Below are 25,920 nucleotides of genomic sequence, written 5' to 3' on the forward strand. Positions count from 1 at the left end.
GGTGGAGCAGCCCGGTAGCTCGTCAGGCTCATAACCTGAAGGTCGCAGGTTCAAATCCTGCCCCCGCAACCAACATTGATAAAGCTCGCCCTTGTGGCGGGCTTTTTTAATGTTCGATTGCCGGGTGCATACGGATTGGAACATCGCAAACAGGTCAATGCCTGTTTGCAGGTTCTTTGCGTAGGCCTCTGGCCGGAGCTGGCGGAGCCCATAGGGCGTAGACTAATCCTGCCCCCGCAACCAAAACAACAAACCCCGCCAATAGCGGGGTTTTGTCGTTTTAGTATTGGGTCAGAACTTGAACCTGCAACCTTCCTTGGCTTATGAGCCTTCTCATAACTTGAAGGCTGAAGACGTATAGAAAACGTGCCGGTGGCACGTTTTTAGTCTGAAGGTCGAGCACGGCGAAGCCGCGCGCAGACTGCGCTGGGGTAGCAAGCTCTCACCTAATCTTTCTTAGCAGTCATAAACATCGGCCCACCCTTGTGCCTTGGGAAGCCATAGCCATTGACCATGACAACATCGATGGCATCAGTATTGTTGGTGATCCCTTCTGACAGGATCTTGTCGCCTTCATTACGCATAGCAGTCAGAATGACATCCATGATTTCCGCGCTGGTGAAGTCGCGCCGGGTAATGCCTTTTTTAGCTGATTCGGCGATCACCAATGCATCGACCTCCGGATCAGGCTGAGCCTTGCCGTTTTCATCATAACGATACCAGCCAAGGCCGTTCTTTTTGCCAAAACGGTCCATCTCGCAGAGGTAATCACCCAAAGCGACATAACGTTCGGAGGGATCGCGGAACGGGGCGAGGCGTTTGCGGGTGGCCCATGAAATTTCGAGGCCCGCCATATCCTGCATGGCAAACAGGCCCATCGGGAAGCCGAATTCAACCATCGCGGCATCAATCTGATGGGGGAGTGCGCCGTCTTCGAGCATGTATTCACAATGCTTGCGATAGGCGGACATGATCCGGTTGCCGATAAAACCATCACAAACCCCGCACGGAACCGCAATCTTGCCAAGGGCGCGGGCAAACTCGAACGCGGTTGCAAGGCTTTTGGCGTCGGCCTTGTCGGTTCGGACAACCTCAAGCAGCTTCATGATATGGGCGGGCGAGAAGAAATGCAGGCCAATCAAGCGCTGCGGGTTGACGCAGCGCGCGGCAATTTCATTGATGTCGAGATAGGATGTGTTGGACGCAAGCACCGCATCGGCCTTGCAATGAAGACTTAGTTTGCCAAAGACATCATGTTTGACAGCCATATCTTCAAACACGGCCTCGACCACCAGATCGGCATCAGACAAGGCAGCGTAATCAATGCTGGTCGAAAGGGAGGCCATCAGCGCATCAAGGCGATCCTGAGTGATCAGGCCGCGCTTGAGGCTGCCGGCAAGGTGTTTTTCAACCGTCGCACGGCCATTTTCACATGCAGCTTCATCTCGTTCGATGATCGTGACATCAAAGCCCGCGAGCAGGGATGCCGTGGCTATGCCTGCCCCCATGATGCCGCCGCCAATCACGCCAACCTGGCGGATCGGGTTGGGTTCAAAACCTTTAAGTTCGGGCAGTTTGGCAACTGAACGTTCGGCAAAGAAGATGTGGCGCAGCGCCTTTGACTGATCGCTGTCACGCAGTTCGATGAATTTTTCGCGCTCAAAATCAAGGCCTGCATCCGGGCCGTGTTCGATGCCATTTCGGATGGCGGAAATGGCGGCAAGCGGGGCGACCTGACCACGGACCTTCTTTTTCGTCGCGGATGTTATGTCATCCCATTGCGCAGAGCTCGGCGCATCGATGGGATTCCGGGCAAGAAGCGACGCCGGTGTTTCCCGATTGAGGATGGTCTTGGCAAAGTCGCGTGCGGCATCGCCCAAGGCACCGTGGGTAATCGCATCAATCAAGCCTATCTCGTTGGCCTTGGCAGCCGAAACCGGTTTGCCGCTGGTAATCATCGAGATGGCCTCTGTGACCGGGACAAGTCGTGGCAAGCGGACCGTTCCGCCCGCCCCCGGGATCAGGCCAAGATTAACCTCCGGCAGGCCGAGTTTGGCCGTGCTATTGGCAATGCGATAATGACAGCCAAGGGCCACTTCCAGTCCGCCACCAAGGGCGTGACCATGAATGGCGGCGATGACCGGTTTGGTTGTGGCCTCAATGCGTTTGATCACGTCGGGCAGGATCGGCGCCTTGGGCGGTTGGCCAAACTCGCTGACATCGGCACCGGCAATGAAGGTCTTGCCGTCGCAAATCAATATTGCGGCGCAGATGTCATCATTGCCATCAATCTGATCCAGTGCATCGACGATCCCGCTGCGAACTGCGTGGCTGGTCGCGTTAATCGGCGGGTTGTTGACGGTGATAACTGCAATGGCGTTTTCAAGTGTCAGTGTGACGGTCGACATTTTATGCGTACTCCGCACTGATGGGGGTAAGCAGACAGGCAACGAGATCAGAATCCGGGTTGGCGAGATCGGCAATCACATTGAAATGATGTTTGTCCGGGGCATGCACACTTCGCGTGCGAGCACCTAGGCCGGTCCAGATATTGGCCAGCAGATCATTCTGGCGAACAAATTCCGGGCGTTCATCCGCCCCGACCCAGCAGGTGATCGAACATGGTAAGGCGGGCTTCAGAAGGGCGGCACTCTCATGTTCGGCTTCGGCCGCGTCCAGTCCAAGGGTATTGTTCATCAAAGTCCTCAGCAGCGGGCGAAGATCATGAAGGCCGGAAATGGAAACCGTGTTTTCAATCCGTGCCAGAACGGAGGACGAAAGCGGCGACGTGTGGCTGACCATGCGGCTAACCAGATGGCCGCCGGCCGAATGCCCCGTGATGTGGATCGGACCCGCAATCTGATCCGCGGCATGGGTGATGGCAGCCCCGATCTGGCGGGTAATGTCAGAAAGGCGTGCATCGGGTGCGAGTGTATAGCTTGGCATGCAGACAGCCCAGCCTTTCGTAACGGCACCATTCGCCAGATGCGACCAACTGGATTTATCAAACGCCTTCCAGTAGCCACCATGCACGAACACGGCCAAGCCCTTTGGCGTGCCGGCCGGGAGGAAAAGATCATATTTTTCGCGGGGGGCGTTGCCATAGGCGATGTCAATCCGGGCACGATTGTCGCCACTCAGCTCGTCGCGAAACTTTGCCGATTGGGTCGCCCAAAGTTCCGGATAGGTTGCGGCATCGGCAATGTAATCGCCATTGGCATAAGCATCATCCCAGTCGGTAATCATGGTCGGTTCCCTGAAATTTCGTGCAGCACCTGTCTGATGCATTCTGGTTATGGATCAAATTCTAGGCAAATCCGTAGATATTTCAAACTTAAAATATTTGTGCTTGAAATAAAATAAAACGAGGCGTACCGTTTTATCAGTTTCCCGAAACAACCAAACAAATCAGGAAGGGAAAAGCTGGTGAGAGTAGCTTGTCTGGGTGGCGGTCCTGCGGGGCTTTATTTTGCAATCTCGATGAAATTGCGCGACCCCGCGCATGAGGTTGTTGTGATTGAACGCAACAAGCCTGATGACACATTTGGCTGGGGCGTGGTGCTGTCTGACGAGACGCTGGACAATCTGGCCGAGAATGACGCCAAAAGTGCCGAGGCCATTCGCGCCAACTTTTCCTATTGGGATGACGTTGCGGTTCAGTATCGCGGCGAAAAGACGATTTCCACTGGTCACGGGTTCTGTGGCATTGGGCGTAAAAAGCTTCTGATCCTGTTGCAAGATCGGGCACGCGAACTTGGTGTGGAGCTTCGGTTTGAGACAGAGGCCGAAAGTGCTGCGCATTACGCCAAGGAATTTGATCTTGTCGTTGCCAGTGACGGCCTGAATTCCAGAACCCGCACCGAATTTGCCGAACATTTCCAGCCCGATATCGATACGCGCAAATGCAAGTTCGTCTGGCTGGGCACGCATCAGAAATTCGATGACGCCTTTACCTTTATCTTTGAGGAAACAGACAAGGGTTGGGTTTGGGCGCACGCCTATCAGTTTGATGACGAAACCGCGACCTTTATTGTCGAATGCACGCAGGAAACCTGGGATGCCTACGGTTTTGGCGAGATGTCGAAGGAAGAGTCGATTGCGACCTGCGAGGATATCTTCAAGGATCATCTTGGCGGTCACAATCTGATCAGCAATGCGCATCATATTCGTGGTTCGGCCTGGCTGAGCTTCCCGCGGGTTTTGTGTAAAAGCTGGTCACATGAAAACATCGTCCTGATGGGCGATGCGGCGGCGACGGCACATTTTTCCATCGGGTCGGGGACCAAGCTTGCGCTTGAAAGCGCGATTGCACTGGCGAACTACCTGCATTCCGAAGGCGACCTTAAGTCCGCCTTTGGCAAATATGAAGACGAGCGCCGTCTTGAGGTCCTGCGTCTGCAATCGGCAGCGCGCAACTCGATGGAGTGGTTTGAGGAAATCGAACGCTATTTCGATTTTGATCCGACCCAGTTTACCTATTCGCTTTTGACCAGATCGCAGCGCATCAGTCATGAAAACCTGCGCCTGCGCGATGCCAAATGGCTTGAAGGTGCGGAAAAATGGTTCCAGACGCAGGCGGGCCTTTCGGAAAGTGCACCGGTTCGCCATCCGATGTTTGTGCCCTATCAGTTGCGCGACATGTCGCTTAAGAACCGCATCGTTGTCTCGCCGATGGCACAGTACAAGGCGGTTGATGGCTGCCCGACCGACTGGCATCTGGTGCATTACGCCGAGCGCGCAAAAGGCGGGGCAGGGTTGGTTTATACCGAGATGACCTGTGTTTCGCCGGAAGGTCGCATCACGCCGGGTTGCCCGGGGGCCTATGATGCCAGCCACGAGAAGGCCTGGGCGCGGATTACGGATTTCATCCATGCCGAGACGGATGCCAAGGTCTGCATGCAGATCGGTCATTCCGGGCGGAAGGGCTCGACCCAGCTTGGCTGGGAAGAAATGGATGCACCATTAAAGGATGGCAACTGGCCGCTGATGTCGGCATCTGCCATCGCATGGTCGGACCGCAATGCGGTGCCAAAGGCCATGACGCGTGAAGACATGGATATGGTTCGTGATCAGTTTGTCGCATCGGCCGAAATGGCCGATCGCGCAGGCTTTGACATGATCGAGGTTCATGCCGCGCATGGCTATCTTCTGTCATCTTTCATCAGCCCGGTCAGCAATATCCGCGACGATGAATATGGTGGATCGCTTGAAAACCGGATGCGTTATCCGCTTGAAGTCATCAATGCCGTTCGTGCAGCATGGCCCAAGAATAAGCCGATGTCGGTGCGTATTTCGGCCAATGACTGGGTCGGTGATGCGGGCATTACGCCCGAAGAAGCGGTTGAGATCGCCAAAATGCTTAAGGCCAATGACGTCGATATTTGTGACGTATCGGCAGGGCAAACGACAACGGATGCCAAGCCGGTTTATGGCCGTATGTTCCAGACGCCGTTTTCCGACCGTATCCGCAACGAAGCCGGTATTCCGACCATGGCGGTTGGCAATATCTATGAGGCCGATCACGTCAATTCGATCCTGATGGCCGGGCGTGCTGACCTTGTTTGTCTGGCGCGACCGCATCTGGCCAATCCGTATTGGACGCTGCATCAGGCAGCCAGCCTTGGCAACCGCACAGAAAACTGGCCGGCGCCATACTATGCCGGGCGTGATCAGATGTGCCGTCTTGCCGAGCGGGCAGAAACCATGACCGGAAAGGTATAAGCACACATGCGCGATCTTGCCGTTCATAACGCATTGATCACCGGCGGCGGTTCTGGTGTCGGGGCCGTGATGGCCCGGATGCTGGCCGATGCCGGTGTGAAGGTTGTGGTATCCGGACGGCGATCAGATGTGCTGGCCGAAGTTGCCGAACATGAAAACATCACTGCCATCGTGGCCGATGTCACCGATGAAACATCAGTACAAGATATGTTCACGACCATGGTCGATGTGGTCGGCACACCTGATCTGGTGATCGCCAATGCCGGCATGGCCGAAAGTGCACCGATTGGCAAAACATCGGTCGATCTTTGGCAGCGGACCATGGATGTCAATCTGACCGGAACGTTTTTGACGTTCCGAGAAGGATTGGCTGCAATGGACAAGACCAAGCCGGGTCGGCTGATTTCAATTGCCTCGACCGCCGGGCTTAAGGGCTATGCCTATGTCACGGCTTATTGTGCGGCAAAGCATGGCGTTGTGGGCATGGTCAAGGGTATGGCAGCAGAGTTGGCCAACAGCCCGATCACGATCAATGCGGTTTGTCCGGGCTTCATGGAAACCCCGATGTTGGAAAAGTCGGTGGAAAACATCGTTGCCAAAACCGGCATGAGCAAGGACGCCGCGCGCGCCAGCCTTGCCAAAATCAATCCGCAAAACCGGTTCATTCAGCCTGAAGAGGTTGCTGAAACCGTCATGTGGCTTTGCAGCCCCAAGACGGCATCGATAACGGGACAGACGATTTCCGTTTCGGGAGGAGAAGTATGAACATGAACAAATCCGAAGCACTTTCCGAACGGGCAGGAAATGAGACGTCTGATCTGTCGAAGGCACGGTTACGCGCTTGGCTGCAAATCCTGAAGGTGTCGCGCAAGATCGAGGGCGAGCTGCGCGAAAAGATGCGCCTTGAGTTCGGATCTACCTTGCCGCGCTTTGACGTTTTGGCCGCCCTTTATCGCGAACGCGATGGCATGCGCATGAGCGAGCTTTCAAAGTCGCTGATGGTATCAAACGGCAATGTCACCGGGATCGTTGATCGTCTGGTGGCAGAGGGACTGGTTGTTCGCATGCCGGTTGAAAATGATCGTCGGGCATCGATTGTCCGTCTGACCCCGGCGGGTGAAAAGGATTTCGCTGAACGTGCGCTGGTGCATGAAGGTTGGGTTTCGGATCTGTTTTCCGATCTGTCGTCTGGCGATGCCGATGCCCTGATCCGCATCCTGCGCAACATTTCCCATCATAACGAGGCGCCCCACCATGACTAAGATGGCAAACATCACGCCCAAACATTTCAACTGGCGCATGGAAGGCGACGTTGTGGTCATTTCGCTTGATCGCCCGGATCGCAAGAACCCGCTAACCTTTGAAAGCTATGCCGAGCTTCGCGATACGTTCCGCGATCTGGTCTATGCCGAAGACGTCAAGGCGGTCGTGTTTGGCTCGAACGGGGGCAATTTCTGCTCTGGCGGGGATGTGCATGACATTATCGGTCCGCTGATCGACAAGGACATGAAGGGCCTTCTGGAATTCACCCGCATGACCGGTGATCTGGTCAAGGCGATTATTGGCTGTGGCAAACCTGTTATTGCCGCGGTAGACGGTGTTTGTGTCGGGGCGGGGGCCATCATTGCCATGGCATCTGATTTGCGACTGGCGACCGAAGCATCCAAAACCGCGTTCCTGTTTACCCGGGTCGGGCTTGCCGGATGTGACATGGGCGCGTGCGCCATCCTGCCGCGCATCATCGGACAGGGCCGCGCGGCAGAGCTTCTTTATACCGGCCGATCCATGTCGGCTGAGGAAGGCGAGCGTTGGGGCTTTTATAATCGTCTGGTAGAAGCGGATGCGCTTGAGGCCGAAGCGATTGCACTTGCAACCCGCATTTCCCGGGGCCCGAACTTTGGTCACATGATGACCAAAACCATGCTGGCCCAGGAATGGAATATGTCGATCGAACAGGCGATCGAGGCCGAAGCGCAGGCGCAGGCGATCTGCATGCAGACCGAGGATTTCAATCGCGCCTACAAGGCATTCGTTGCCAAGGAAAAACCGGTGTTCGAGGGCGACTGATGGCAGATAAGACCTATCTTGATTGGCCATTCTTTGAAGACCGCCATCGTGAACTGGCGGCAAAGCTTGATGATTGGGCCGCAAGCAACATCAAGGGCATCAATCATGAGGATGTCGATGCTGCCTGCCGTGACCTTGTTGCTAGTCTTGCCAGTGGCGATTGGTTGCACCATGCCGCGATTGATCCGGTTGACGCGGGATCAAAGCTTGATGTCAGATCGCTTTGCCTGATCCGTGAAACACTGGCGCGTTATGATGGGCTTGCTGATTTTTCATTTGCGATGCAAGGGTTGGGGAGTGGCGCAATCTCCTTGTTCGGAACAAACGACCAGAAAGATAACTGGTTGCCAAAAGTACGTTCCGGCAAGGCGATTGCCGCCTTTGCACTGACCGAACCGCAATCGGGCTCGGACGTTGCCAATATCGCGCTTGAGGCAAAGCGTGATGGTGATGACTTCGTCCTGAACGGTGAAAAAACCTGGATCTCAAACGGTGGCATTGCCGATTTCTATTGCGTCTTTGCCCGCACGGGCGAGGCCCCCGGTGCCAAGGGGCTTTCAGCCTTCATCGTGCCGGCGAACGTGCCTGGCTTTGAAATCGCGGAACGCCTGCACACCATCGCCCCGCATCCGTTGGCACGTTTGAAATTTACCGATTGCCGTATTCCGGCCTCCGCCCTGATGGGCAAGGGTGGGGATGGGTTCAAGATCGCGATGTCGGTTTTGGATGTTTTCCGATCGACCGTTGCCGCAGCCGCCCTTGGCTTTGCCCGTCGGGCACTTGATGAAACCATCACCCGCGTTCAGGAACGCGAACTGTTTGGCGCGCCACTTTTTGATCTGCAGATGGTGCAGGGGCATGTCGCGGACATGGCGCTTGATATCGATGCCTCGGCCCTTCTGGTTTATCGCGCCGCCTGGCTTAAGGACAGTGGTGCTGCGCGGGTTAGTCGCGAAGCGGCGATGGCCAAACTTTATTCAACCGATCATGCACAAACCGTCATCGATAAGGCGGTGCAAATTCATGGCGGCGATGGTGTGCGCAGCGGGCACATCGTTGAATCGCTTTACCGGGAAATTCGCGCCCTTCGTATTTATGAAGGCGCATCCGACGTCCAGAAAATAATCATCGCACGGCAAACGCTGGCGTAATAATGGCTGTATCAGGGACTTCACAATGCTCGGACCAACCGCACATACCGATAGCTTCACACGGGATAAATTGCCCCCGTTTGCAGAATGGCCGGATATCAATCTGGATGGGTTTGATTATCCCGAATATCTGAATGCCGGGGTCGAACTGACCGACAAGATGGTCGAACAGGGATTTGGCGATAACACTGCCCTGATCGGCAATGGTCGCCAGCGTACCTATAAGGAACTGGCAGACTGGACCAACCGGATCGCCCATGCATTGGCTGAGGATTACGGTGTTAAACCGGGCAACCGCATCCTGATCCGCTCGGCCAATAACCCCGCAATGGTGGCTTGCTGGCTGGCGGCAACCAAGGCCGGGGCGGTTGTGGTTAATACCATGCCGATGCTCCGTGCCGGTGAACTGGGTCAGATCGTTGACAAGGCCGAGATCGAATTTGCCCTGTGCGACACGCGCCTGATGGATGAACTGGTGGCGTGCGCCAAGGACAGCAAGTTCCTTAAAAAGGTGATCGGCTTTGACGGTACTGCCAATCATGATGCGGAGCTTGATCGCATTGCGCTGACCAAATCGGTCAAGTTCGAAGCGGTCAAGACCGGGCGCGATGATGTTGCGTTGCTTGGCTTTACATCGGGCACCACCGGCAGCCCCAAGGCCACCATGCATTTCCATCGGGACCTTCTGATCATTGCCGATGGCTATGCCAAGGAAGTGCTGAATGTCACCCCTGATGACGTGTTTGTCGGCTCCCCGCCGCTGGCCTTTACATTCGGGCTTGGCGGGCTTGCGATCTTTCCGTTGCGGTTCGGGGCGACGGCGACCTTGCTTGAAAAGGCATCGCCGCCCAACATGATCGAAATCATCGAAACCTATAAGGCAACGGTCTGCTTTACCGCACCGACTGCGTATCGCGTGATGTTATCAGCCATGGAAGATGGTGCTGATCTGTCATCGCTGCGCGCCGCCGTGTCGGCCGGTGAAACCCTGCCAGCCCCGGTATATGAAGCGTGGATGGCAAAAACAGGTAAGCCGATGCTTGATGGCATCGGTGCGACCGAGATGCTCCATATCTTTATTTCCAACCGATTTGGTGACAGCCACCCGGCCTGCACAGGTCGGCCGGTAACCGGATACGAAGCCAAGATTGTCGATGACAAAATGAACGAAGTGCCTGTCGGAACTGTCGGGCGCCTTGCGGTTCGTGGTCCCACGGGATGCCGTTATCTGGATGACGTGCGTCAAAGCGTCTATGTCCGCGATGGCTGGAACCTGACGGGGGATGCGTTCTTTGTTGATGAAGACGGCTACTATCACTTCGCGGCACGCAACGACGATATGATTGTGTCGTCGGGCTATAACATCGCCGGGCCAGAGGTCGAGGCGGCGTTGTTAGCACATGCGTCGGTGGCGGAATGTGCGGTTGTTGGCGCGCCCGATGAAGAACGCGGAACGATCGTTCAGGCGCATATTGTGCTGGCCGAAGGGTTCGATCCAACGCCCGAGATGGCCAAAGCGCTTCAGGATCATGTAAAAGCGACCATCGCGCCGTTTAAATATCCGCGCTCCGTCGTCTTTATCGAGGCGTTGCCAAAAACCGCGACTGGAAAAATCCAGCGCTTCAGACTGAAACAGGAACCGTCTGCATGACCGACTTTGCCGCCACCAAATCCCTGTTCCATATACCGGAAGGTGTGATTTACCTTGATGGGAACTCGCTTGGTGTGCTGCCGAAAACGGCGGCCAACCGCGCCAAGGAGATGATCGAACAGGAATGGGGGGAAATGCTGATCCGTGGCTGGAACGATGCCAAATGGATGGAGCAACCCGAACGTGTCGGCAATCTTGTCGCACGTTTGATCGGGGCGGCACCCGGTACTGTGGTGATGGGTGATACCCTGTCGATCAAGGTTTATCAGGCCTTGGCAAGTGCGCTTGAAATGCGCCCGGATCGCAAGGTGATCGTTTCTGATAATGGAAACTTCCCGACCGATCTTTATATGGCAGATGGCCTGATCAAGTCGCTTGATCGTGGTCATGTGTTGAAAACACCGAACCCGGAAGACGTCGAAAGCCTGATCAACGAAGATCTGGCGGTGCTGATGCTGACCCAGGTGGATTACCGCACGGGCCGGATGCACGACATGAAACGCCTTACCGATCTGGCCCATGCTGCTGGTGCGTTGGTGATCTGGGATTTGGCGCATTCGGCCGGGGCTGTGCCGGTTGATCTGACGGGATGCAATGCCGATTTCGCTGTGGGCTGTACATACAAGTATCTGAATGGTGGTCCCGGTGCGCCGGCCTTTATCTATGTCCGCCCGGATCATGCAAAATCTGCCCGCCCCGCACTTTCGGGCTGGTTGGGGCACGCAGCACCCTTTGCCTTTGATCCCGATTACACCCCGGCAACGGATGTATCGCGCATGCGTGTCGGCACGCCGCCGGTCATTCAGATGACCGTGCTGGAAGAAGCCATGAAGGCATGGTACGGCGTTGACATGGCCGATATCCGCAAACGCAGTATTGAGCTGTGTGAACAATTTATCGCCGGGGTCGAGGCAAATTGCCCGATGCTGGAACTGGCAAGTCCGCGCAATCCCGAAGAACGTGGATCGCAGGTGTCGTTCAGGTTTGATCAGGGCTACGCCGTCATGCAGGCCTTGATTGCGCGAGGTGTGATTGGTGATTTCCGCGCACCGGATGTGATCCGTTTTGGCTTCACCCCGCTTTATATCGACAAGGGTGATGTTGATGGTGCGGTGAAAATTTTGGCTGAAATCATGGAAACCCGCGCTTGGGACAAGCCGGAATTCCACAAACGCAACGCGGTGACCTGAGATGGCAAAGCAGACCTCGCCATATGATCCAAGCACGGAAGGTGCGCGCACGGATTTCTCCGATCAGATGTCCTATGGGGATTATCTGTCACTTGATGCGATCCTGACGGCCCAGCATCCGCAGTCCGATGCCCATGATGAGATGCTTTTCATCATTCAGCACCAGACGTCCGAACTTTGGATGAAGCTTGCCATTCGCGAAATCAGTGCGGCCCGCAAGGCGATCCATGGTGGTGATCTGCGTCCGGCGTTCAAGATGCTGGCGCGTGTGTCGCGTATTTTCGAGCAGCTTAACAACGCATGGGATGTCCTGCGCACCATGACGCCAAGCGATTACACGACGTTTCGCGATGCGCTTGGCCCGTCATCGGGGTTCCAGTCCTATCAGTATCGTCTGATCGAATTCATGCTGGGCAATCGCAACCACGCGATGTTGCGCCCGCATGCGCACCGCGAAGACATCACCGAAATGCTGAAGGCGGAGCTCGCAACACCAAGCCTTTATGATGAAGCCCTTTGCTTGCTGAATGCAGAGGACGGGATTGAGGTGCCAGCAGCCGTTCTGAACCGTGATGTGTCGGCACCCTATGCGCCCGATGACGCAGTCATCGCAGCCTGGCAAAAGGTTTACAGCGATCCGGGCAGATACTGGTCGCTTTATGAATTGGCGGAAAAGCTGGTCGATTTCGAAGACTATTTCCGGCGATGGCGTTTTAACCATGTCACGACGGTCGAACGCGTGATCGGGTTCAAGCGTGGCACTGGCGGCACGGGAGGCGTCAGTTACCTGAAGAAAATGTTGGAAGTAGAACTGTTTCCGGAACTCTGGCGGGTTAGAACCGCGCTTTGAGGATGGACGGACCGGATGCAAATACTGCAAAATCAGGGGCAGGCATCAGGTTCACTAAAACCGTGACGCATAAAGACATAAATGTCGCGGGATCAACGTGTTGCTAAATGAAAAATTGTATAAACACGGAGGCTTAAATGAAGGGTATTAAGACAACCATCGCAGCAGCTGCTGCTTTGCTTGCAGCCGGAGCTGCGCAGGCAGAGCCGGTCAAGGTGGGTATGATCACCACACTTTCTGGCGGTGGTGCAGGGCTTGGTATTGATGCACGTGACGGCTTCATGCTTGCTGTCAAACAGGCAAACAATCCCGATCTTGAAGTCGTAATCGAAGACGATCAGCGCAAACCGGATATCGCAGTTCAGCTGGCCGATAAAATGATCCAGCAGGACAAGGTTGATGTTCTCACCGGTATCATCTGGTCGAACCTTGCGATGGCGGTTGTGCCGTCTGCTGTGGCTCAGGACAAGATCTACATGTCGGTTAACGCGGCACCGTCGCAGCTGGCAGGCAAGGGCTGCAACAAGAACTATTTCAGCGTTTCCTATCAGAACGACAACCTGCATGAAGCCGCCGGTGGCTATGCTTCGAGTGCTGGTTATGAAAAGGCGTTCATCCTTGCGCCGAACTATCCGGCAGGTAAAGATTCACTGACCGGTTTCAAGCGCTTCTTCTTTGGCGATATCACCAACGAAGTTTACACCAAGCTTGGTCAGACTGACTACGCAGCTGAAATTGCACAAATTCGTGCGTCGGATGCGGATCACGTATTCTTCTTCCTGCCGGGCGGCATGGGCATCGCGTTCATGAAGCAGTATGCCCAGTCTGGCGTCGACAAGCCGCTGATTGGTCCGGCCTTCTCGATGGATCAGGGCATTCTCGGTGCCGTTGGTGACGCAGCACTTGGTGTGAAAAACACCTCGAACTGGTCGAAAGACATCGACAACCCAACCAACGCGGCTTTCGTTGAAACCTTCCAGGCCGAATACGGTCGTCTGCCGTCGCTCTATGCATCGTTTGGCTTCGATACCGCCAATCTGCTGTTGTCGGCGATGGATAAGGCAAGCATTTCCGACAAGGATGCCTTCCGTGAAGCCCTGCGCGCGGCTGATTTCAATTCCGTGCGTGGCAAGTTCACCTTCGGTCCGAACCAGCATCCGATCCAGGATCTGTATGTCCGTGAAGTCGTTAAAGAAGGCGATGTGCTGACGAACAAGATCATCGGTACGGCGCTGACGGATCACTCTGACGCCTATGCGTCGGAATGCTCGATGTAATAAAGAGCTGACAAGAGGCCGGGGTCCGGTTCCATTTATTAACCGGACCCCGACCACCTTGTGACGGAGTTTCCAATAATGTTTTCTCTTTTTCTGGAGCAGCTGTTAAACGGCCTTCAGTCCGGGGTGATGCTGTTTTTGATGGCATCGGGGCTGACGCTGGTTTTCGGTGTGATGGGGCTGATTAACCTTGCCCATGGCTCCCTTTATATGATCGGTGCGTTTGCCTGTGCGGCTGTGGCTGCATGGACCGGATCTTTCTGGCTGGGACTTGTCGCCAGTCTGATGGCGGCTGCTATTGCCGGTGCACTGGTCGAAATGTTGATTATCCGCCGTCTTTATAACCGTGATCACCTTGATCAGGTTCTGGCGACTTTTGCGCTTATTTTGATTTTCTCCGAAGGCACACGCTGGATTTTCGGATCCTTCCCGCTGTTTTTAAGCGTGCCTGATTTCCTGACCGGCACTGTTATCCTGCCGGGCGGATCGCAATACCCGCTTTTCCGTTTGGCTATCATTGTCGCCGGGCTTGCTGTTGCGGTCGGTTTGTTCCTGTTGATCGGCAAAACCCGTCTTGGCATCCGCATCCGTGCGGGCGAGGCGGACCGTGGCATGATCGCGGCCCTTGGTGTCGATATTGATCGTCTTTACACCATTGTCTTTGCCCTTGGGGCTGCGTTGGCCGGGCTGGCCGGTGCCTTTGTCGGCACGACCCAGTCGGTTCAGGTTGGCATGGGCGAACCGGTTCTTATTCTGGCCTTCGTCGTGATCGTCATTGGCGGCATCGGCTCCATTAAAGGCGCGTTGGTAGGCTCCTTGCTGGTTGGGTTTACCGACACGATGGGGCGGTTCCTGTTGCCGCATGCGTTTGCGACCTTCCTTGATCCGTCAAGTGCCACGGCGATTGGCTCGGCACTGGCATCCATGTTGATTTATATCGTGATGGCGCTGGTTCTGTTCCTGCGGCCAAGCGGTCTGTTCGGGGCGACTTCCTGATGACCATGAACCGCGAGTTTCTGATTAATTCCATCCTTGCGATTGCGCTCATCGCTGTTCCGCTGATCGCGCTTGGCATGGATGAACCTTTCATCATCACCCTGGCCACCAAGGTCGCGATCTTTGCCATGGCCGGTGTCGGGCTTAACCTTGTGCTGGGTTATGGCGGGCTTGTGTCGTTCGGGCATGCCGCGTTCTTTGGTATTGGCGGTTATGCGGCCGGTATCCTTGCCAGCCATGCGCTGAACTATGAACCGATCATGGAAAGCCCGTTCCTGATCGAAGGCACAACCCAAATGATCATCATCTGGATCGTCGCCCTTGTGGTCTCGGCACTGGTGGCGCTTGTCATTGGCGCCATCACGCTGCGCACAAGCGGGGTCTATTTCATCATGATCACGCTGGCCTTCGCACAGATGATCTATTATTTCGCGATCTCCTGGCCGGCTTACGGTGGGGAAGACGGGTTGTCGATCTATGTGCGCAATGGCTTCCCGGGGATCAACACCCTTGATCCGATCAGCTTCTTTGCCCTGTGTGCCGGGATGCTGGCAATTGCGATGGTGTTCTCGGCCGTTCTGATCCGCTCGCGCTTTGGCCTTGCCCTTCAGGGCGCGCGTCAGAACCCGCAACGCATGACGGCGGTTGGCATTGCGCCGTTTCGCATTCGTCTGGTGGCGTTTGTGATTTCGGCGATGATCACCGCCCTTGCCGGCGCGCTGTACGCCGATCTCAACCGCTTTGTCAGCCCGACAATGCTGTCCTGGCATATGTCAGGTGAAATCATGGTGTTTGTCATTTTGGGCGGGGTCGGGCGTTTGTTTGGCCCGCTTGCCGGTGCGGCCCTTTACATCATTCTGGAACACCTTCTGGGCGGTGTTTGGGAATTCTGGCAGTTGCCGTTGGGTGTCCTGCTGCTTCTGGTCGTGCTGTTTGCGCGAGGTGGACTTGTCGGTGTTCTGGCGGGGGAGCGTAAACATGTCTGATGCCATTCTTTCGCTTTCCGATGTCACCAAGCAATTCGGGTCCCTTCTTGCCAGTGACAGTGTCACGCTTGATCTGCGGCCGGGCGAAATTCACGCCCTGATCGGTCCGAACGGGGCGGGCAAATCCACCCTGATCAAACAGATCGCGGGCGAGATCAAATCTGACCGCGGCGATATCCATTTCAACGGTCAGAACATCAACGGGCTTGATGCTGTGGCGCGATCCCGCATGGGGCTGGCCCGAACGTTTCAGGTGTCCTCTTTGATGCCGGAATTTTCGGTCCTGCAAAACGTCATGCTGGCGCGCCAGTCGGTCAGCGGCAAAGTGTTCCGGTTCTTTAAGCCGGTGCTGGGTGACAAGTCGCTGGTCGAACCCGCCATGGCACAGCTTGAACGGGTTGGCTTGGCGGATCGTGCGCAAATGCGCGCAGCCGACATTTCACACGGGGAACGTCGCCAGCTTGAAATGGCGGTCGCCCTTGCCCTGGAGCCCAAGGCGTTTCTGTTGGATGAACCAATGGCTGGTATGGGGCCGGAGGGTTCCAAACGTCTGACCGGGTTCCTTGATGGATTGCGAGGACAGGCACCGATCCTTCTGGTCGAACATGACATGGATGCGGTCTTTGCGCTGGCAGACCGGATATCGGTTCTGGTTTATGGCCGGATCATTGCCACCGGCACGGTGGACGAAATCCGCGGCAATGATGATGTCAAACGTGCCTATCTCGGGGAGGAAGCCTGATATGACTGCACTTCTCGAACTTAGTGGCGTTACCGCGTTTTATGGCGCGTCACAGGCCCTGTTTGGCATTGATTTGTCCCTGAACGAAGGCGAGGCCGTCGCCCTTATGGGCCGTAACGGCATGGGCAAAACCACCACGATCAAAACCATCTGTCGCATGATGGAACATCGTGATGGTTCGATCCGCTTTGCCGGGCAGGATCTGGCAAAGATGCCATCGCACAAGGCGGCCCGCCTTGGTCTTGGTCTGGTGCCCGAAGGACGCCGGTGCTTTGCCCAGCTGAGCGTGACGGAAAACCTGATTGCTGCTGCCCGTCCGGGCGAATGGGACTTTGATCGTGTGGCCGGATTATTTCCACGTCTGGCCGAACGGCGCGATCAAAAGGCCATGACCCTTTCTGGCGGTGAACAACAGATGCTGGCGATTGGCCGGGCGCTGATGACCAATCCGCGTTTGCTGATCCTTGATGAAGCAACCGAGGGACTGGCGCCCGTCGTGCGTCAGGAAATCTGGGCTGCGATCAATCAGCTTAAACAATCGGGTCTGACGATCCTTGTGGTCGACAAATCGCTTAAGGAACTTTCGGGTGTCGCGGATCGCTATGTGATTGTCGAAAAGGGCATCACGGCCTGGAGTGGGGCGGTGAATGAGCTCACCGACGACCTGGCTGACCGGTATCTGGGGGTCTGATATGGCGGCATTCACCTATGTTCAGAAGGTTATGTTCCAACATTGCGATCCGGCGGGGATTGTTTTCTATCCCCGCTATTTCGAGATGGTGAATGCCACGGTCGAGGAATGGTTTGATCAGGTCATCGGGTTCGGGTTTCCGACCATGCATGGCCCGATGAAGGTTGCCGTTCCGACAGCGGCGCTCAGTGTAGCGTTTACTGCGCCAAGCAGGCTTGGCGATGTTTTGGAATTCTGTCTGATCCCGACGCGGATCGGACGTTCCAGTTTAGAGCTGGAAATCACCGCACGATCAGGTGCCGAGCAACGCCTGAAAACAACGGTCACCCTGGTCTTTACGAAACACGGGGCCGGAAAGTCAGTGGCATGGCCAGATGATTTGCGTGCCAAAATCGAAAAAGAAATCAATCAAGTGGTAGAAAACAATGCATAAAATCATTCAGCCTGACGGATGGAAACAGCCCAAGGGATATGCCAACGGCGTCTTGGCCGATGGTGCCCGCCTTTACATCGGTGGCCAGATTGGCTGGAACGAAGATCAGGTCTTTGTTGCCAAGGATTTTGTCGGCCAGATGGAACAGGCGCTTAAAAACATTGTCGCCGTTCTGGAAGCCGCGGGCGGCAAGCCCGAACACATTGCCCGCCTGACCTGGTATGTCACGGATAAAAAGGAATATCTCGCCCATCAGCGCGAAGTCGGTCAGGCCTATCAACGCGTTCTTGGCAAGCATTTCCCGGCGATGACCATGGTTGTGGTCAAGGAACTCGTCGAAGACGAAGCACTGGTCGAGATCGAAGCAACCGCCGCCATTCCGTCCTGATCAGGCATCAGGACATGACGGAACAAAAAAGGGCAGCACATCGTGTGCTGCCCTTTTTGTTGATCAGCTTGCCGAAAGGTAATGTTTAATTGCCTTCCGGGGCGCTGGTTCCGAGGTTCTCGGGCGAGAAGATGTTGTTGCCAAACGGGCTTGGTGCCGATGCCGAGCCTTCATCACCGCCAACCGGACCAAGGTTGGGCATGGTCGGGGCTGGCACAGCCTGTTGTGGTGTGTTGATCGATTGTTGTTCCATCAACTGCTGTTGCAGGGCGCGCTTTTCTTCGAGGACTTGCGCCGTGCAGACACTGGAATCATGGTTCTGGATAAACAGAACCGCGGCAAGTGTCAGAACCCCCAAAATCACAGCCACCGTTCCCGGATGGGTCGCGATTTTCAAAGCCGGACGTTCGGCAATCACATGGGCCCAGCCCTTGGTGTAATAGCGATTGCGGCATTCATAAATGATCGCCCCGATCAGGGTGATGGCGATGATAATCACCGCCACAGCCGAGATTGACGGATCAAGACCATACCGCACCTTCGATGACAGAACCGTGGTGAAGGTGCTGCTTGAGACAATCGTAAACACGGTGGTGTTGTAGTTTTCAAGCGATGCCAGAAACGCCAGAACCGTGGCCGAACCAATCGCCGGCGCCATGAAGGGCAAAAGTACTTTGACAAATGCCTGCGTGGGCGTTGCACCCATATCAAGAGCCGCCTCGGTCAGCGTGGTGTCAAACCGCTGAATACGTGACAGGAACACCAGCATCGAATAAGCGGCGATAAAGGTCACCTGACCAAAGATGGTCAGGAACGTTCCGTCATAGAAGAAGCTCTCATAAGGTGCATTGAAAAGTGTGCCGATCCTGTCCCAGAAAATCAGGGTCGAAAGACCGATGACAACGCCGGGCACCAGAATGGGCGCAATGAAGATCGTATAAAGGGCTGCGCGTAATTTCGGACCAACCTGTGACAGCGTGATCGCGGCTGCCAGTCCGATTGGAATGGCAACACAAACAACGCCCACCCCGATCAAAAGCGAATTACCAAGTCCGGAAAGAAGCTTGTCATCGCTGGCAAGCTTGCCAAACCAGTCGGTGGTAAAACACTCCCACGGCGAGACACGTGGGAAGGTCGATGAGTTGAACGCAGTGATCACCATAATGATCAACGGTCCGAACAAATAGGCAAAGAACAGGGTCAGGTACAGACCGGGGATCAGTGCAGTCGGGGATTTCATCTTCATTGTTTGATCTCCCCGATCGAAACCTTGAACAGGCGCATCACCAGCAACACAAGCGCGATACAGACGATCAGCAGAACCATCGCATAAGCCGATCCGCGCGGCCAGTTGCCGCCGGAGTTAAACCATTGATAAACCAACTGCGTGAACCACAGGTTCGATGGGCCCCCCAAAATCTGCGGTGCGGCAAGTGCGCCGGATGTCAGCATGAAGACCATGGTCATGCCCGATGCAATGCCCGGCTTGGCATAGGGAATGACAACCTTGGCATGGACCTGCCACCAGTTGGCGCCCATGTCACGCGCGGCTTCGATCTGATTGCGATCAAGACTTTCAATCGCGTTATAAAGCGGGAAGATCATCAAAAGGATGTAGGCATAAGCCAACCCGGCATAGAGCGCGACGTCCTGACGGATAAAGTCAATCGGCGTATCCCAAAGTCCAAGCCCCATGCCGGTTTCATTGATCACACCCGTGGCGCCAAACAGAATACGAAACGCAAAGGCACGCAGGATTTCGTTGATCCAATAGGGCACGATAAGCGCCAGTACCAGCAAGCGCGCCTTGGCCCCGGTCGATGATTTGGCCAGCACAAAGGCCACCGGGTAACAGATGATCAAATCGAACACTGTGACAAACACCGCCGCAAGCAGTGTCTTGAAAAGGATGCCGATATCAAGGGTATTTAACCCGTCGGACGCGCCACTTCCCTGGAAGAAATAGCGATATTGCTCAAGGGTATAAACGTCTTCCGGGCCGCCAATTTTGGCCGGTGGCAGGTTAAATCGGAACGAGTAATCCAGCATGGTCAGTTGCGGCAGGATGATCAGAATGAATACCCAAAGGCTGACCGCAAGCATCAGATAGATCGAGACCGCCATCCCGTTGCGTCTGACAAGGTCGTAAAAAAGATCACGCATGATACGGGTCCCCTTACGCGCTGGCCAATTCGCCCGGTTTGAGCGCAATGCCCATTTCCGGTGCGAAATCGAGTTTGACCGGGGCATTGGCATCAATCGCGTTGGTGCCATCATTGATCAGCGAAAGCTTAAGGTCCGTGCCACTCGCATTCATCACGATATGGCGCATATTGCCTTCGAACTCTTCGGTGACGAAGTTGGTTTCGAACTGATTAATCGCACTATCGTCCTTCGAAAGCCGAAGCGCTTCGGGACGGACGAACAGATGGCAGGCATCCCCGGGCGCAAGGGCAGGGCCGCCCGCCGGATGGTTTTCGACCGTAAAGGGGGTGCCAAGACCCGCATCGATTTTCATTGTCTTGCCGTCATTGGACAAAACCGTGCCATCAAGCACATTGTTTTCACCGACAAATGACGCGACAAAGCTTGTCGTCGGGTGATCATAGATCGCCTTGCCATCGCCGATTTGCTCGATCTTGCCCTTGTTCATCACCGCAATGCGGTCTGACATGGTCAGGGCCTCACCCTGATCGTGGGTGATGTAGATAAAGGTCAGACCGACCTGCTTTTGAATGGCGCGCAATTCGGTGCGCATGTGTTGACGCAGTTTAAGATCAAGGGCCGACAACGGTTCATCAAGAAGCAGGATATCTGGCTCAACCGCAAGGGCACGGGCAATCGCCACACGCTGTTTCTGGCCACCGGAAAGTTCGCTGACTTTCTTGTCGCCCTGACCGGGCAGGGCAATCAGTTCAAGTAACTCATCGGCACGTTTGCGCCGGGTTTTCTTGTCCACACCGCGTACTTCAAGCGGGAAGGCGATGTTATCAGCGACCGAACGTAATGGAAAAAGCGCCAAGTTCTGGAAAATAAGCGCGGTGGGACGTTTGTTCGGGCCAACGCCACGCATGTCCTGACCACCGATTTTGACCTTGCCGCGTGTCGGTTCCTGAAAACCGGAAATACAGCGCAAAAGCGTTGTCTTGCCGCAGCCCGATGGGCCCAGGAATGAAAAGAACTCGCCACCCGCGATGTTCAGATTTGCTTTATGGACAGCGGTGAATTCGCCGAACTCTACCCAGACATGCTCAAGCGAAATTTCTTTGGTCATAGAACTGACAACCCCCTGAAAACGTCAAAGCCCGTTCGCCCGCAAAGACAGGCGATACCGGAATTATTGTTGTTTGAAATGCATCGGCCCTAGGATCATGTCCCTAGAAACCCAAAAAGGGCGACACGCGCAAAGTCGTGCCGCCCCAAAGATCGGAATCAGGCGCTTTCGAAGCGGTTCACATATTCGGTACGCATGTCGGCATACCATTGCGGTTCAGATGGCCACGGGTTGAGGTTGGCCAATGCTTCGCCCGGATAGGCATCAGCAAAGTTCTTGGCATAGGCTTCGCCTGCAAACTTGTCGGCACCCAGAACCGGGGAGTTGTAACCGTGATGGTCAATTGCCTCACCTGCCAGTTCCGGCATGTAGGCATATTTGATGAACTCATAAGACTGTTCGATGTTCTCGGCACCAGTCGGCAGGGCAAGGCCATCGACCCATGCCAGTGCACCTTCTTTCGGTGCACGATACATGACCGGTTCGCCAGCCGTTTTAAGCGCAAGCGGCGGGCCATCCCAGGTTTGACCAACGATGACGCCTTCGTTCAGAAGTCCGTTCTTCTGGGTATCGGCATCGTTCCAGATCAGTTTGATGTTGCCTTTACGCGCGATGCACCATTCGGTGATCTTTTCCCAAACCGGGCGCATTTCTTCTTCGGAGGTGTAGGCTTTCCAGACCGAACCCGGGGCCAGTTCGCCCGTGGTTTCCATGTAAAGACCGGCACCCAGCATCATGGAGTGTGCGCGGCCCATGGTTTTGCCAGCGTTGGCTTCGGACCAGACATCGCCATAGGACGGGAACATGCCTTCTGGCTGGAACATATCTGTACGCCACGCCATGCCTTCGGTGCCCCAGATATGCGGCAGCCAATAGGTGGAGCCAGCCTCAAACGCCCAATCGGTGCTGCCGATCTTGGCCATTGCCGGGTTCACGGCCTCAATGGCGACTTTGGACATGTCAAACGGTTGAAGCAGTTCCAGTGCCTTCCACTGAAGGGCACGGTTGTTGGTCGGCGATACGATATCAAAGCCGCGACCTTTGGAAGCCTTCATCTTGTTGATGATTTCCTCGTTCGAGCCGATGCCGGTGTAATTCACCTTGATGCCCGTTGCATCGGTAAACGATTTGAGGAATGTCTCTGGCAGATAATCAGACCACATCAGAATGTTGATTTCGCCAGAGGATGCGAGTGCTTTTCTGCTGATAATTGCAGGCATTGCAAGTGCCGAACCGGCGGCAAGCGAACCTTTAAGAAGTGTGCGCCGGTTAAGTTTCGGGCCGGAAGTGAACTTGGTCATCCGTATGTCTCCTGATAGCCGGGATTTTTCCCTTATGTGCGGCGCACCATGCGCCTCCCTGGTGGACATAACTTCCCTGAACCGACCGCATTATGATCGCGGTTCTTGTTCCTGCTTTATCGCATTGACAAAATGGTATATCTGCCGGTTACTCTAGTAATAGAGCCACAAGGCAAAAACTATGGTGCCACGCCGGTTAACGTGCTGCAGTGCCGAATAAAAGGGGCATAACCGATGCTCGACATTCGACTTGAGGATCCGGCAATTGCTGGTCAAACCCTTCAGCAACAGCTGCATCAGGGCCTCGTCGATGCGATTCTTGAAGGTCGGTTGCCGTCGCATGAACCCTTGCCATCGACCCGCGATCTGGCGTCCGCCCTTAAGGTATCGCGCAATACGGTGGTGCTGGTTTATCAACGCCTGCTCGATGATGGATACCTGACAGCCGTTTGGCGGCGGGGGCATTTCGTTAATGAGCAATATATTCGCCAGCAACTGCGCCTGAGTGTGGATACGCGGACCGCCTCGCTGTTTACCAAGGAACGCGATCCAGATTTGTGGCGACGCCATTTGCAGTTCCGCCCGACCGAGGCGCGCAATATCGTCAAGCCGGCCAACTGGCGCGATTTTCCCTATCCGTTCATTTACGGGCAGGTTTCACCTGACAAAACCACCATTTCGCGCTGGCGCGATTCCATGCGGCTGGCCGGGTCGCTTGCCCATTCGCAAAGCTGGGTCGGCGATCAGGTCGATATGGATGACCCGCAACTTCTTGAGCAGATCATCACCCGCATTCTGCCCCATCGTGGTTTGCGCGCCCATCCGGAACAGTTGCTGATTACCATTGGCGCGCAGAACGCCCTGTTTCTGGTCGGGCAGCTTTTGGCAGGGCGGGGCAGGACAGTTGGCGTCGAAGATCCGGGTTATGTGGATGCGCGCAATATCTTTGCCTCCACGGGGGCTGATATCTGCCCGCTTCCGATTGATAGCGAAGGTCTTGCCAACGCACCCGTGCTGTCGAAGTGCGATATGGTCTACACCACGCCATCGCACCAATGCCCCACCAGTGTCACCATGTCACTGGATCGTCGTCTTCAGCTTGTTGAACGGGCGCGCAAGGATGACTTCATCCTGGTTGAAGATGATTACGAGCATGAGCTGAATTACCTTGGTCATCAGCGCGCGGCGCTTAAAAGCTACGATAATTCCGGCCATATTATCTATATCGGCAGTCTGACCAAACTGATGTTCCCCGGCTTGCGGATTGGTTACATCCTTGCCGACAGTGAACTGATCAAGGAATTGCGTGCGTTGCGTCGCCTGAATTACCGCCACCCATCCGCGCAGGATCAGCGCGCCATGGCGTTGTTCATCGGTGAAGGTCATCTGGACTCGCACCTGCGCCGGACACGTGATCGCCTGTCGGAAAAGTGGCAACTGATGCAAAACGAAATTTCCTGGCAATTACCCGAATTGAATGTCACCCCGACGACGGGCGGGTCGGCAGTTTGGGTTAAGCTGCCCGACAATATCGATGCATGGGCCGTCCATCGCGAAGCCGCCAAACGCGGGGTTTTGGTCGAACCGGGGGATGTGCATTATTGTGATCCCGACCGCGCACCGCGTGATCGTCTCAGACTGGGGTTTGCCGTGATTGAACGCGATCAGATTGCGCCCGGCATTACTCAGTTGCGCAATGCCGTCATGGCAGTGATTGCTGAAAACAGGAAAGGGACCGCTGCACAGTAAACTGTGTATAGCGGTCCCTTTAACCCGACCCCACTCCCCCGAGATCGGAATCTGTCCCCCGCAAAGCAGATTACATTGGTGCGCCAAGTACCTTCTGAAGGATGGCAACCATGTCGTCGATGTCCTGTTCGGTGCTGACGAACGCTGGCGCGAAAATGATCGCATCGCCGGTCGCCTTGACGTGAAGGCCTTCGTCGAACAATGCACGCTGTGCCCAGCTGCCCTTTGCACCCGGCGCATCACCGGGGGTCAGTTGGATACCCGACATCATGCCATAGCCACGAAGATCGCTGACATGGGGCAGGTTGCGCAGACCAAACACACCATCAAGAAAGTGCGAAGACAATTCGTTGGCACGTTCGAACAATTTGTCCTTGGCATAGATATCAAGTGCTGCGATCCCGGCCGCACAGGCCACCGGATGGGCGGAATAGGTATAGCCATGGAAGAATTCCGGGCGGTCCGCATCGCCGGCTGCGTCAAAGACAGCCGCCTGAATTTCGTCACTGGTGGCAACCGCACTCATGGGAATAGCGCCGTTGGTCAGTGCCTTGGCCATGGTGATCAGGTCCGGCTTGACTGCGAATGCCTGGGAGGCGAAAGCAGAACCTGTTCGGCCAAAACCCGTAATCACTTCGTCAAATACCAGCAGGATGCCGTATTTGTCGCAAATCGCGCGAAGCTTTTCGAGATACCCTTTGGGCGGCACGATGGTGCCGATCGATCCGGCAATCGGTTCGACAAAGACCGCAGCAATGGTATCGCCGCCATAGGTCTTGCAGATTTCTTCAAGATCGTTGGCCAGATCGGCATCGGTTTCCGGCTGGCCACGGGTGAATTTTTGTTCTTCGGTCCAAGTGTGGCGCATATGCACGACATCACAGGTAATCCCCGAAAAATCACGGCGGTTATTGACCATCCCCGCAAGCGACGTACCGCCAAGGTTCACCCCGTGATAGCCCCATGCGCGGGATACAAACCGGGTGCGCTGGGCATTGCCGGTCGCACGGTGATAGGCCAGACACATCTTCATTGCGGTATCAACCGCCTCGGAACCTGAGCCGGCAAAGAACACACGATCAAGCCCGTCTGGCAGGATACCGGCCAGCTTTTCGGCAAATTCAAACGACACGGGGGCGGCGCGTTGGAAATGCGGTGAATAGTCCAGCGTGCTGAGTTGCTTATAAACCGCATCGGCGATTTCCGGGCGTCCATGACCGGCCGCACAGCAAAACAGACCCGACGAACCATCCAGAATTTCTCGGCCTTCCGGGGTCCAGTATTTCACACCTTCTGCCTTGGCAAACATCTGCGGTTCTTCATGAAACAGACGGTTGTTGGTGAAAGGCATCCAATGGTTGGTCATGTTCGGCTTGACGGACACGTTCATGCTGGCTCCTGTCGGCAAGAGTGTGGGGCGGAAATCTTATGCTGCTAGCTAAACCCGTCCCCT

23 protein-coding genes are annotated in these 25,920 nt (G+C 55.4%); 16 read left to right on the forward strand and 7 right to left on the reverse strand.

Annotated elements, in window-relative coordinates; all coding sequences use genetic code 11:
• Positions 1 to 446: 446 nt before the first annotated feature.
• Positions 447 to 2,408, reverse strand: a complete 1,962-nt coding sequence (locus AC5Q5A_RS12730; protein WP_493895502.1) for a 3-hydroxyacyl-CoA dehydrogenase NAD-binding domain-containing protein — start codon at positions 2,406 to 2,408, stop codon at positions 447 to 449.
• A gap of 1 nt (position 2,409) precedes the next feature.
• On the reverse strand, positions 2,410 to 3,246 hold the full coding sequence (locus AC5Q5A_RS12735; RefSeq protein WP_493895503.1) for a hormone-sensitive lipase: 837 nt from the start codon (positions 3,244 to 3,246) through the stop codon (positions 2,410 to 2,412).
• A 180-nt stretch (positions 3,247 to 3,426) separates the two neighbouring features.
• Between AC5Q5A_RS12735 and AC5Q5A_RS12740 the strand changes: the two genes are divergently transcribed.
• The 15 genes from AC5Q5A_RS12740 to AC5Q5A_RS12810 all read left to right on the forward strand — a co-directional run bounded on the left by AC5Q5A_RS12740 (position 3,427) and on the right by AC5Q5A_RS12810 (position 18,143).
• Positions 3,427 to 5,721 (forward strand): bifunctional salicylyl-CoA 5-hydroxylase/oxidoreductase, encoded by a 2,295-nt coding sequence (locus AC5Q5A_RS12740; protein WP_493895504.1) that lies wholly within the window; start codon positions 3,427 to 3,429, stop codon positions 5,719 to 5,721.
• A 6-nt stretch (positions 5,722 to 5,727) separates the two neighbouring features.
• Positions 5,728 to 6,486 carry an SDR family NAD(P)-dependent oxidoreductase gene (locus tag AC5Q5A_RS12745; protein ID WP_493895505.1) on the forward strand — a complete coding sequence of 253 codons (759 nt, stop codon included), beginning with the start codon at positions 5,728 to 5,730 and terminating at the stop codon, positions 6,484 to 6,486.
• Positions 6,487 to 6,488: 2 nt separating this feature from the next.
• A complete protein-coding gene (locus tag AC5Q5A_RS12750; RefSeq protein ID WP_245227956.1) occupies positions 6,489 to 6,983 on the forward strand; it encodes a MarR family winged helix-turn-helix transcriptional regulator in 495 nt (164 codons plus the stop codon).
• Entirely contained in the window at positions 6,976 to 7,788 is an 813-nt protein-coding gene (locus AC5Q5A_RS12755; protein WP_493895506.1) for an enoyl-CoA hydratase family protein, read from the forward strand. Before AC5Q5A_RS12750 ends, AC5Q5A_RS12755 begins: the two co-directional genes overlap by 8 nt.
• A complete protein-coding gene (locus tag AC5Q5A_RS12760) occupies positions 7,788 to 8,939 on the forward strand; it encodes an acyl-CoA dehydrogenase family protein (protein ID WP_493895507.1) in 1,152 nt (383 codons plus the stop codon). The genes AC5Q5A_RS12755 and AC5Q5A_RS12760 overlap by 1 nt, the downstream gene beginning before the upstream one ends.
• A gap of 25 nt (positions 8,940 to 8,964) precedes the next feature.
• Positions 8,965 to 10,590 (forward strand): AMP-binding protein, encoded by a 1,626-nt coding sequence (locus AC5Q5A_RS12765; RefSeq protein ID WP_008891968.1) that lies wholly within the window; start codon positions 8,965 to 8,967, stop codon positions 10,588 to 10,590.
• Entirely contained in the window at positions 10,587 to 11,780 is a 1,194-nt protein-coding gene (kynU, locus tag AC5Q5A_RS12770) for a kynureninase (protein WP_493895508.1), read from the forward strand. The genes AC5Q5A_RS12765 and kynU overlap by 4 nt, the downstream gene beginning before the upstream one ends.
• Position 11,781: 1 nt before the next feature.
• Positions 11,782 to 12,630, forward strand: a complete 849-nt coding sequence (gene kynA / locus AC5Q5A_RS12775) for a tryptophan 2,3-dioxygenase (RefSeq protein ID WP_493895509.1) — start codon at positions 11,782 to 11,784, stop codon at positions 12,628 to 12,630.
• A gap of 137 nt (positions 12,631 to 12,767) precedes the next feature.
• Complete coding sequence (locus AC5Q5A_RS12780; RefSeq protein ID WP_008891971.1) at positions 12,768 to 13,907, forward strand: ABC transporter substrate-binding protein; 1,140 nt, start codon at positions 12,768 to 12,770, stop codon at positions 13,905 to 13,907.
• 78 nt (positions 13,908 to 13,985) lie between these two features.
• A complete protein-coding gene (locus tag AC5Q5A_RS12785; protein WP_008891972.1) occupies positions 13,986 to 14,903 on the forward strand; it encodes a branched-chain amino acid ABC transporter permease in 918 nt (305 codons plus the stop codon).
• Positions 14,903 to 15,889, forward strand: coding sequence for a branched-chain amino acid ABC transporter permease (locus AC5Q5A_RS12790; protein WP_493895510.1), 987 nt, complete (start codon positions 14,903 to 14,905; stop codon positions 15,887 to 15,889). The genes AC5Q5A_RS12785 and AC5Q5A_RS12790 overlap by 1 nt, the downstream gene beginning before the upstream one ends.
• On the forward strand, positions 15,882 to 16,631 hold the full coding sequence (locus AC5Q5A_RS12795) for an ABC transporter ATP-binding protein (protein WP_493895511.1): 750 nt from the start codon (positions 15,882 to 15,884) through the stop codon (positions 16,629 to 16,631). The genes AC5Q5A_RS12790 and AC5Q5A_RS12795 overlap by 8 nt, the downstream gene beginning before the upstream one ends.
• Position 16,632: 1 nt before the next feature.
• Positions 16,633 to 17,322 (forward strand): ABC transporter ATP-binding protein, encoded by a 690-nt coding sequence (locus tag AC5Q5A_RS12800; RefSeq protein WP_120225342.1) that lies wholly within the window; start codon positions 16,633 to 16,635, stop codon positions 17,320 to 17,322.
• A complete protein-coding gene (locus tag AC5Q5A_RS12805) occupies positions 17,279 to 17,755 on the forward strand; it encodes an acyl-CoA thioesterase (protein WP_493895512.1) in 477 nt (158 codons plus the stop codon). Before AC5Q5A_RS12800 ends, AC5Q5A_RS12805 begins: the two co-directional genes overlap by 44 nt.
• Positions 17,748 to 18,143: a RidA family protein gene (locus AC5Q5A_RS12810; protein WP_063090420.1), complete on the forward strand. Its 396-nt coding sequence runs from the start codon at positions 17,748 to 17,750 to the stop codon at positions 18,141 to 18,143. The genes AC5Q5A_RS12805 and AC5Q5A_RS12810 overlap by 8 nt, the downstream gene beginning before the upstream one ends.
• A gap of 85 nt (positions 18,144 to 18,228) precedes the next feature.
• Here the strand turns inward: AC5Q5A_RS12810 and AC5Q5A_RS12815 are convergent, their stop codons facing one another.
• From AC5Q5A_RS12815 to AC5Q5A_RS12830, 4 genes are all read right to left on the reverse strand, one after another.
• Positions 18,229 to 19,389, reverse strand: a complete 1,161-nt coding sequence (locus tag AC5Q5A_RS12815) for an ABC transporter permease (RefSeq protein WP_493895513.1) — start codon at positions 19,387 to 19,389, stop codon at positions 18,229 to 18,231.
• A complete protein-coding gene (locus tag AC5Q5A_RS12820; RefSeq protein WP_064781968.1) occupies positions 19,386 to 20,306 on the reverse strand; it encodes an ABC transporter permease in 921 nt (306 codons plus the stop codon). Before AC5Q5A_RS12820 ends, AC5Q5A_RS12815 begins: the two co-directional genes overlap by 4 nt.
• Positions 20,307 to 20,319: 13 nt before the next feature.
• Complete coding sequence (locus tag AC5Q5A_RS12825) at positions 20,320 to 21,417, reverse strand: ABC transporter ATP-binding protein (protein WP_064789941.1); 1,098 nt, start codon at positions 21,415 to 21,417, stop codon at positions 20,320 to 20,322.
• Between the two features lie 158 nt (positions 21,418 to 21,575).
• Entirely contained in the window at positions 21,576 to 22,718 is a 1,143-nt protein-coding gene (locus tag AC5Q5A_RS12830; protein ID WP_493895514.1) for a substrate-binding domain-containing protein, read from the reverse strand.
• A 234-nt stretch (positions 22,719 to 22,952) separates the two neighbouring features.
• On the opposite strand from AC5Q5A_RS12830, the gene pdxR reads away from it, so the two are divergent.
• The gene (gene pdxR, locus AC5Q5A_RS12835) at positions 22,953 to 24,467 is read left to right on the forward strand and encodes a MocR-like pyridoxine biosynthesis transcription factor PdxR (protein WP_493895515.1); all 1,515 of its coding nucleotides are present in this window, start codon (positions 22,953 to 22,955) and stop codon (positions 24,465 to 24,467) included.
• Positions 24,468 to 24,537: 70 nt separating this feature from the next.
• Here pdxR and aptA read toward each other — a convergent pair whose 3' ends face one another.
• Entirely contained in the window at positions 24,538 to 25,857 is a 1,320-nt protein-coding gene (gene aptA, locus AC5Q5A_RS12840; RefSeq protein ID WP_493895516.1) for an omega-aminotransferase AptA, read from the reverse strand.
• Positions 25,858 to 25,920: the final 63 nt, after the last annotated feature.

The sequence above is a fragment of the Thalassospira sp. CA1 genome (assembly GCF_059052855.1).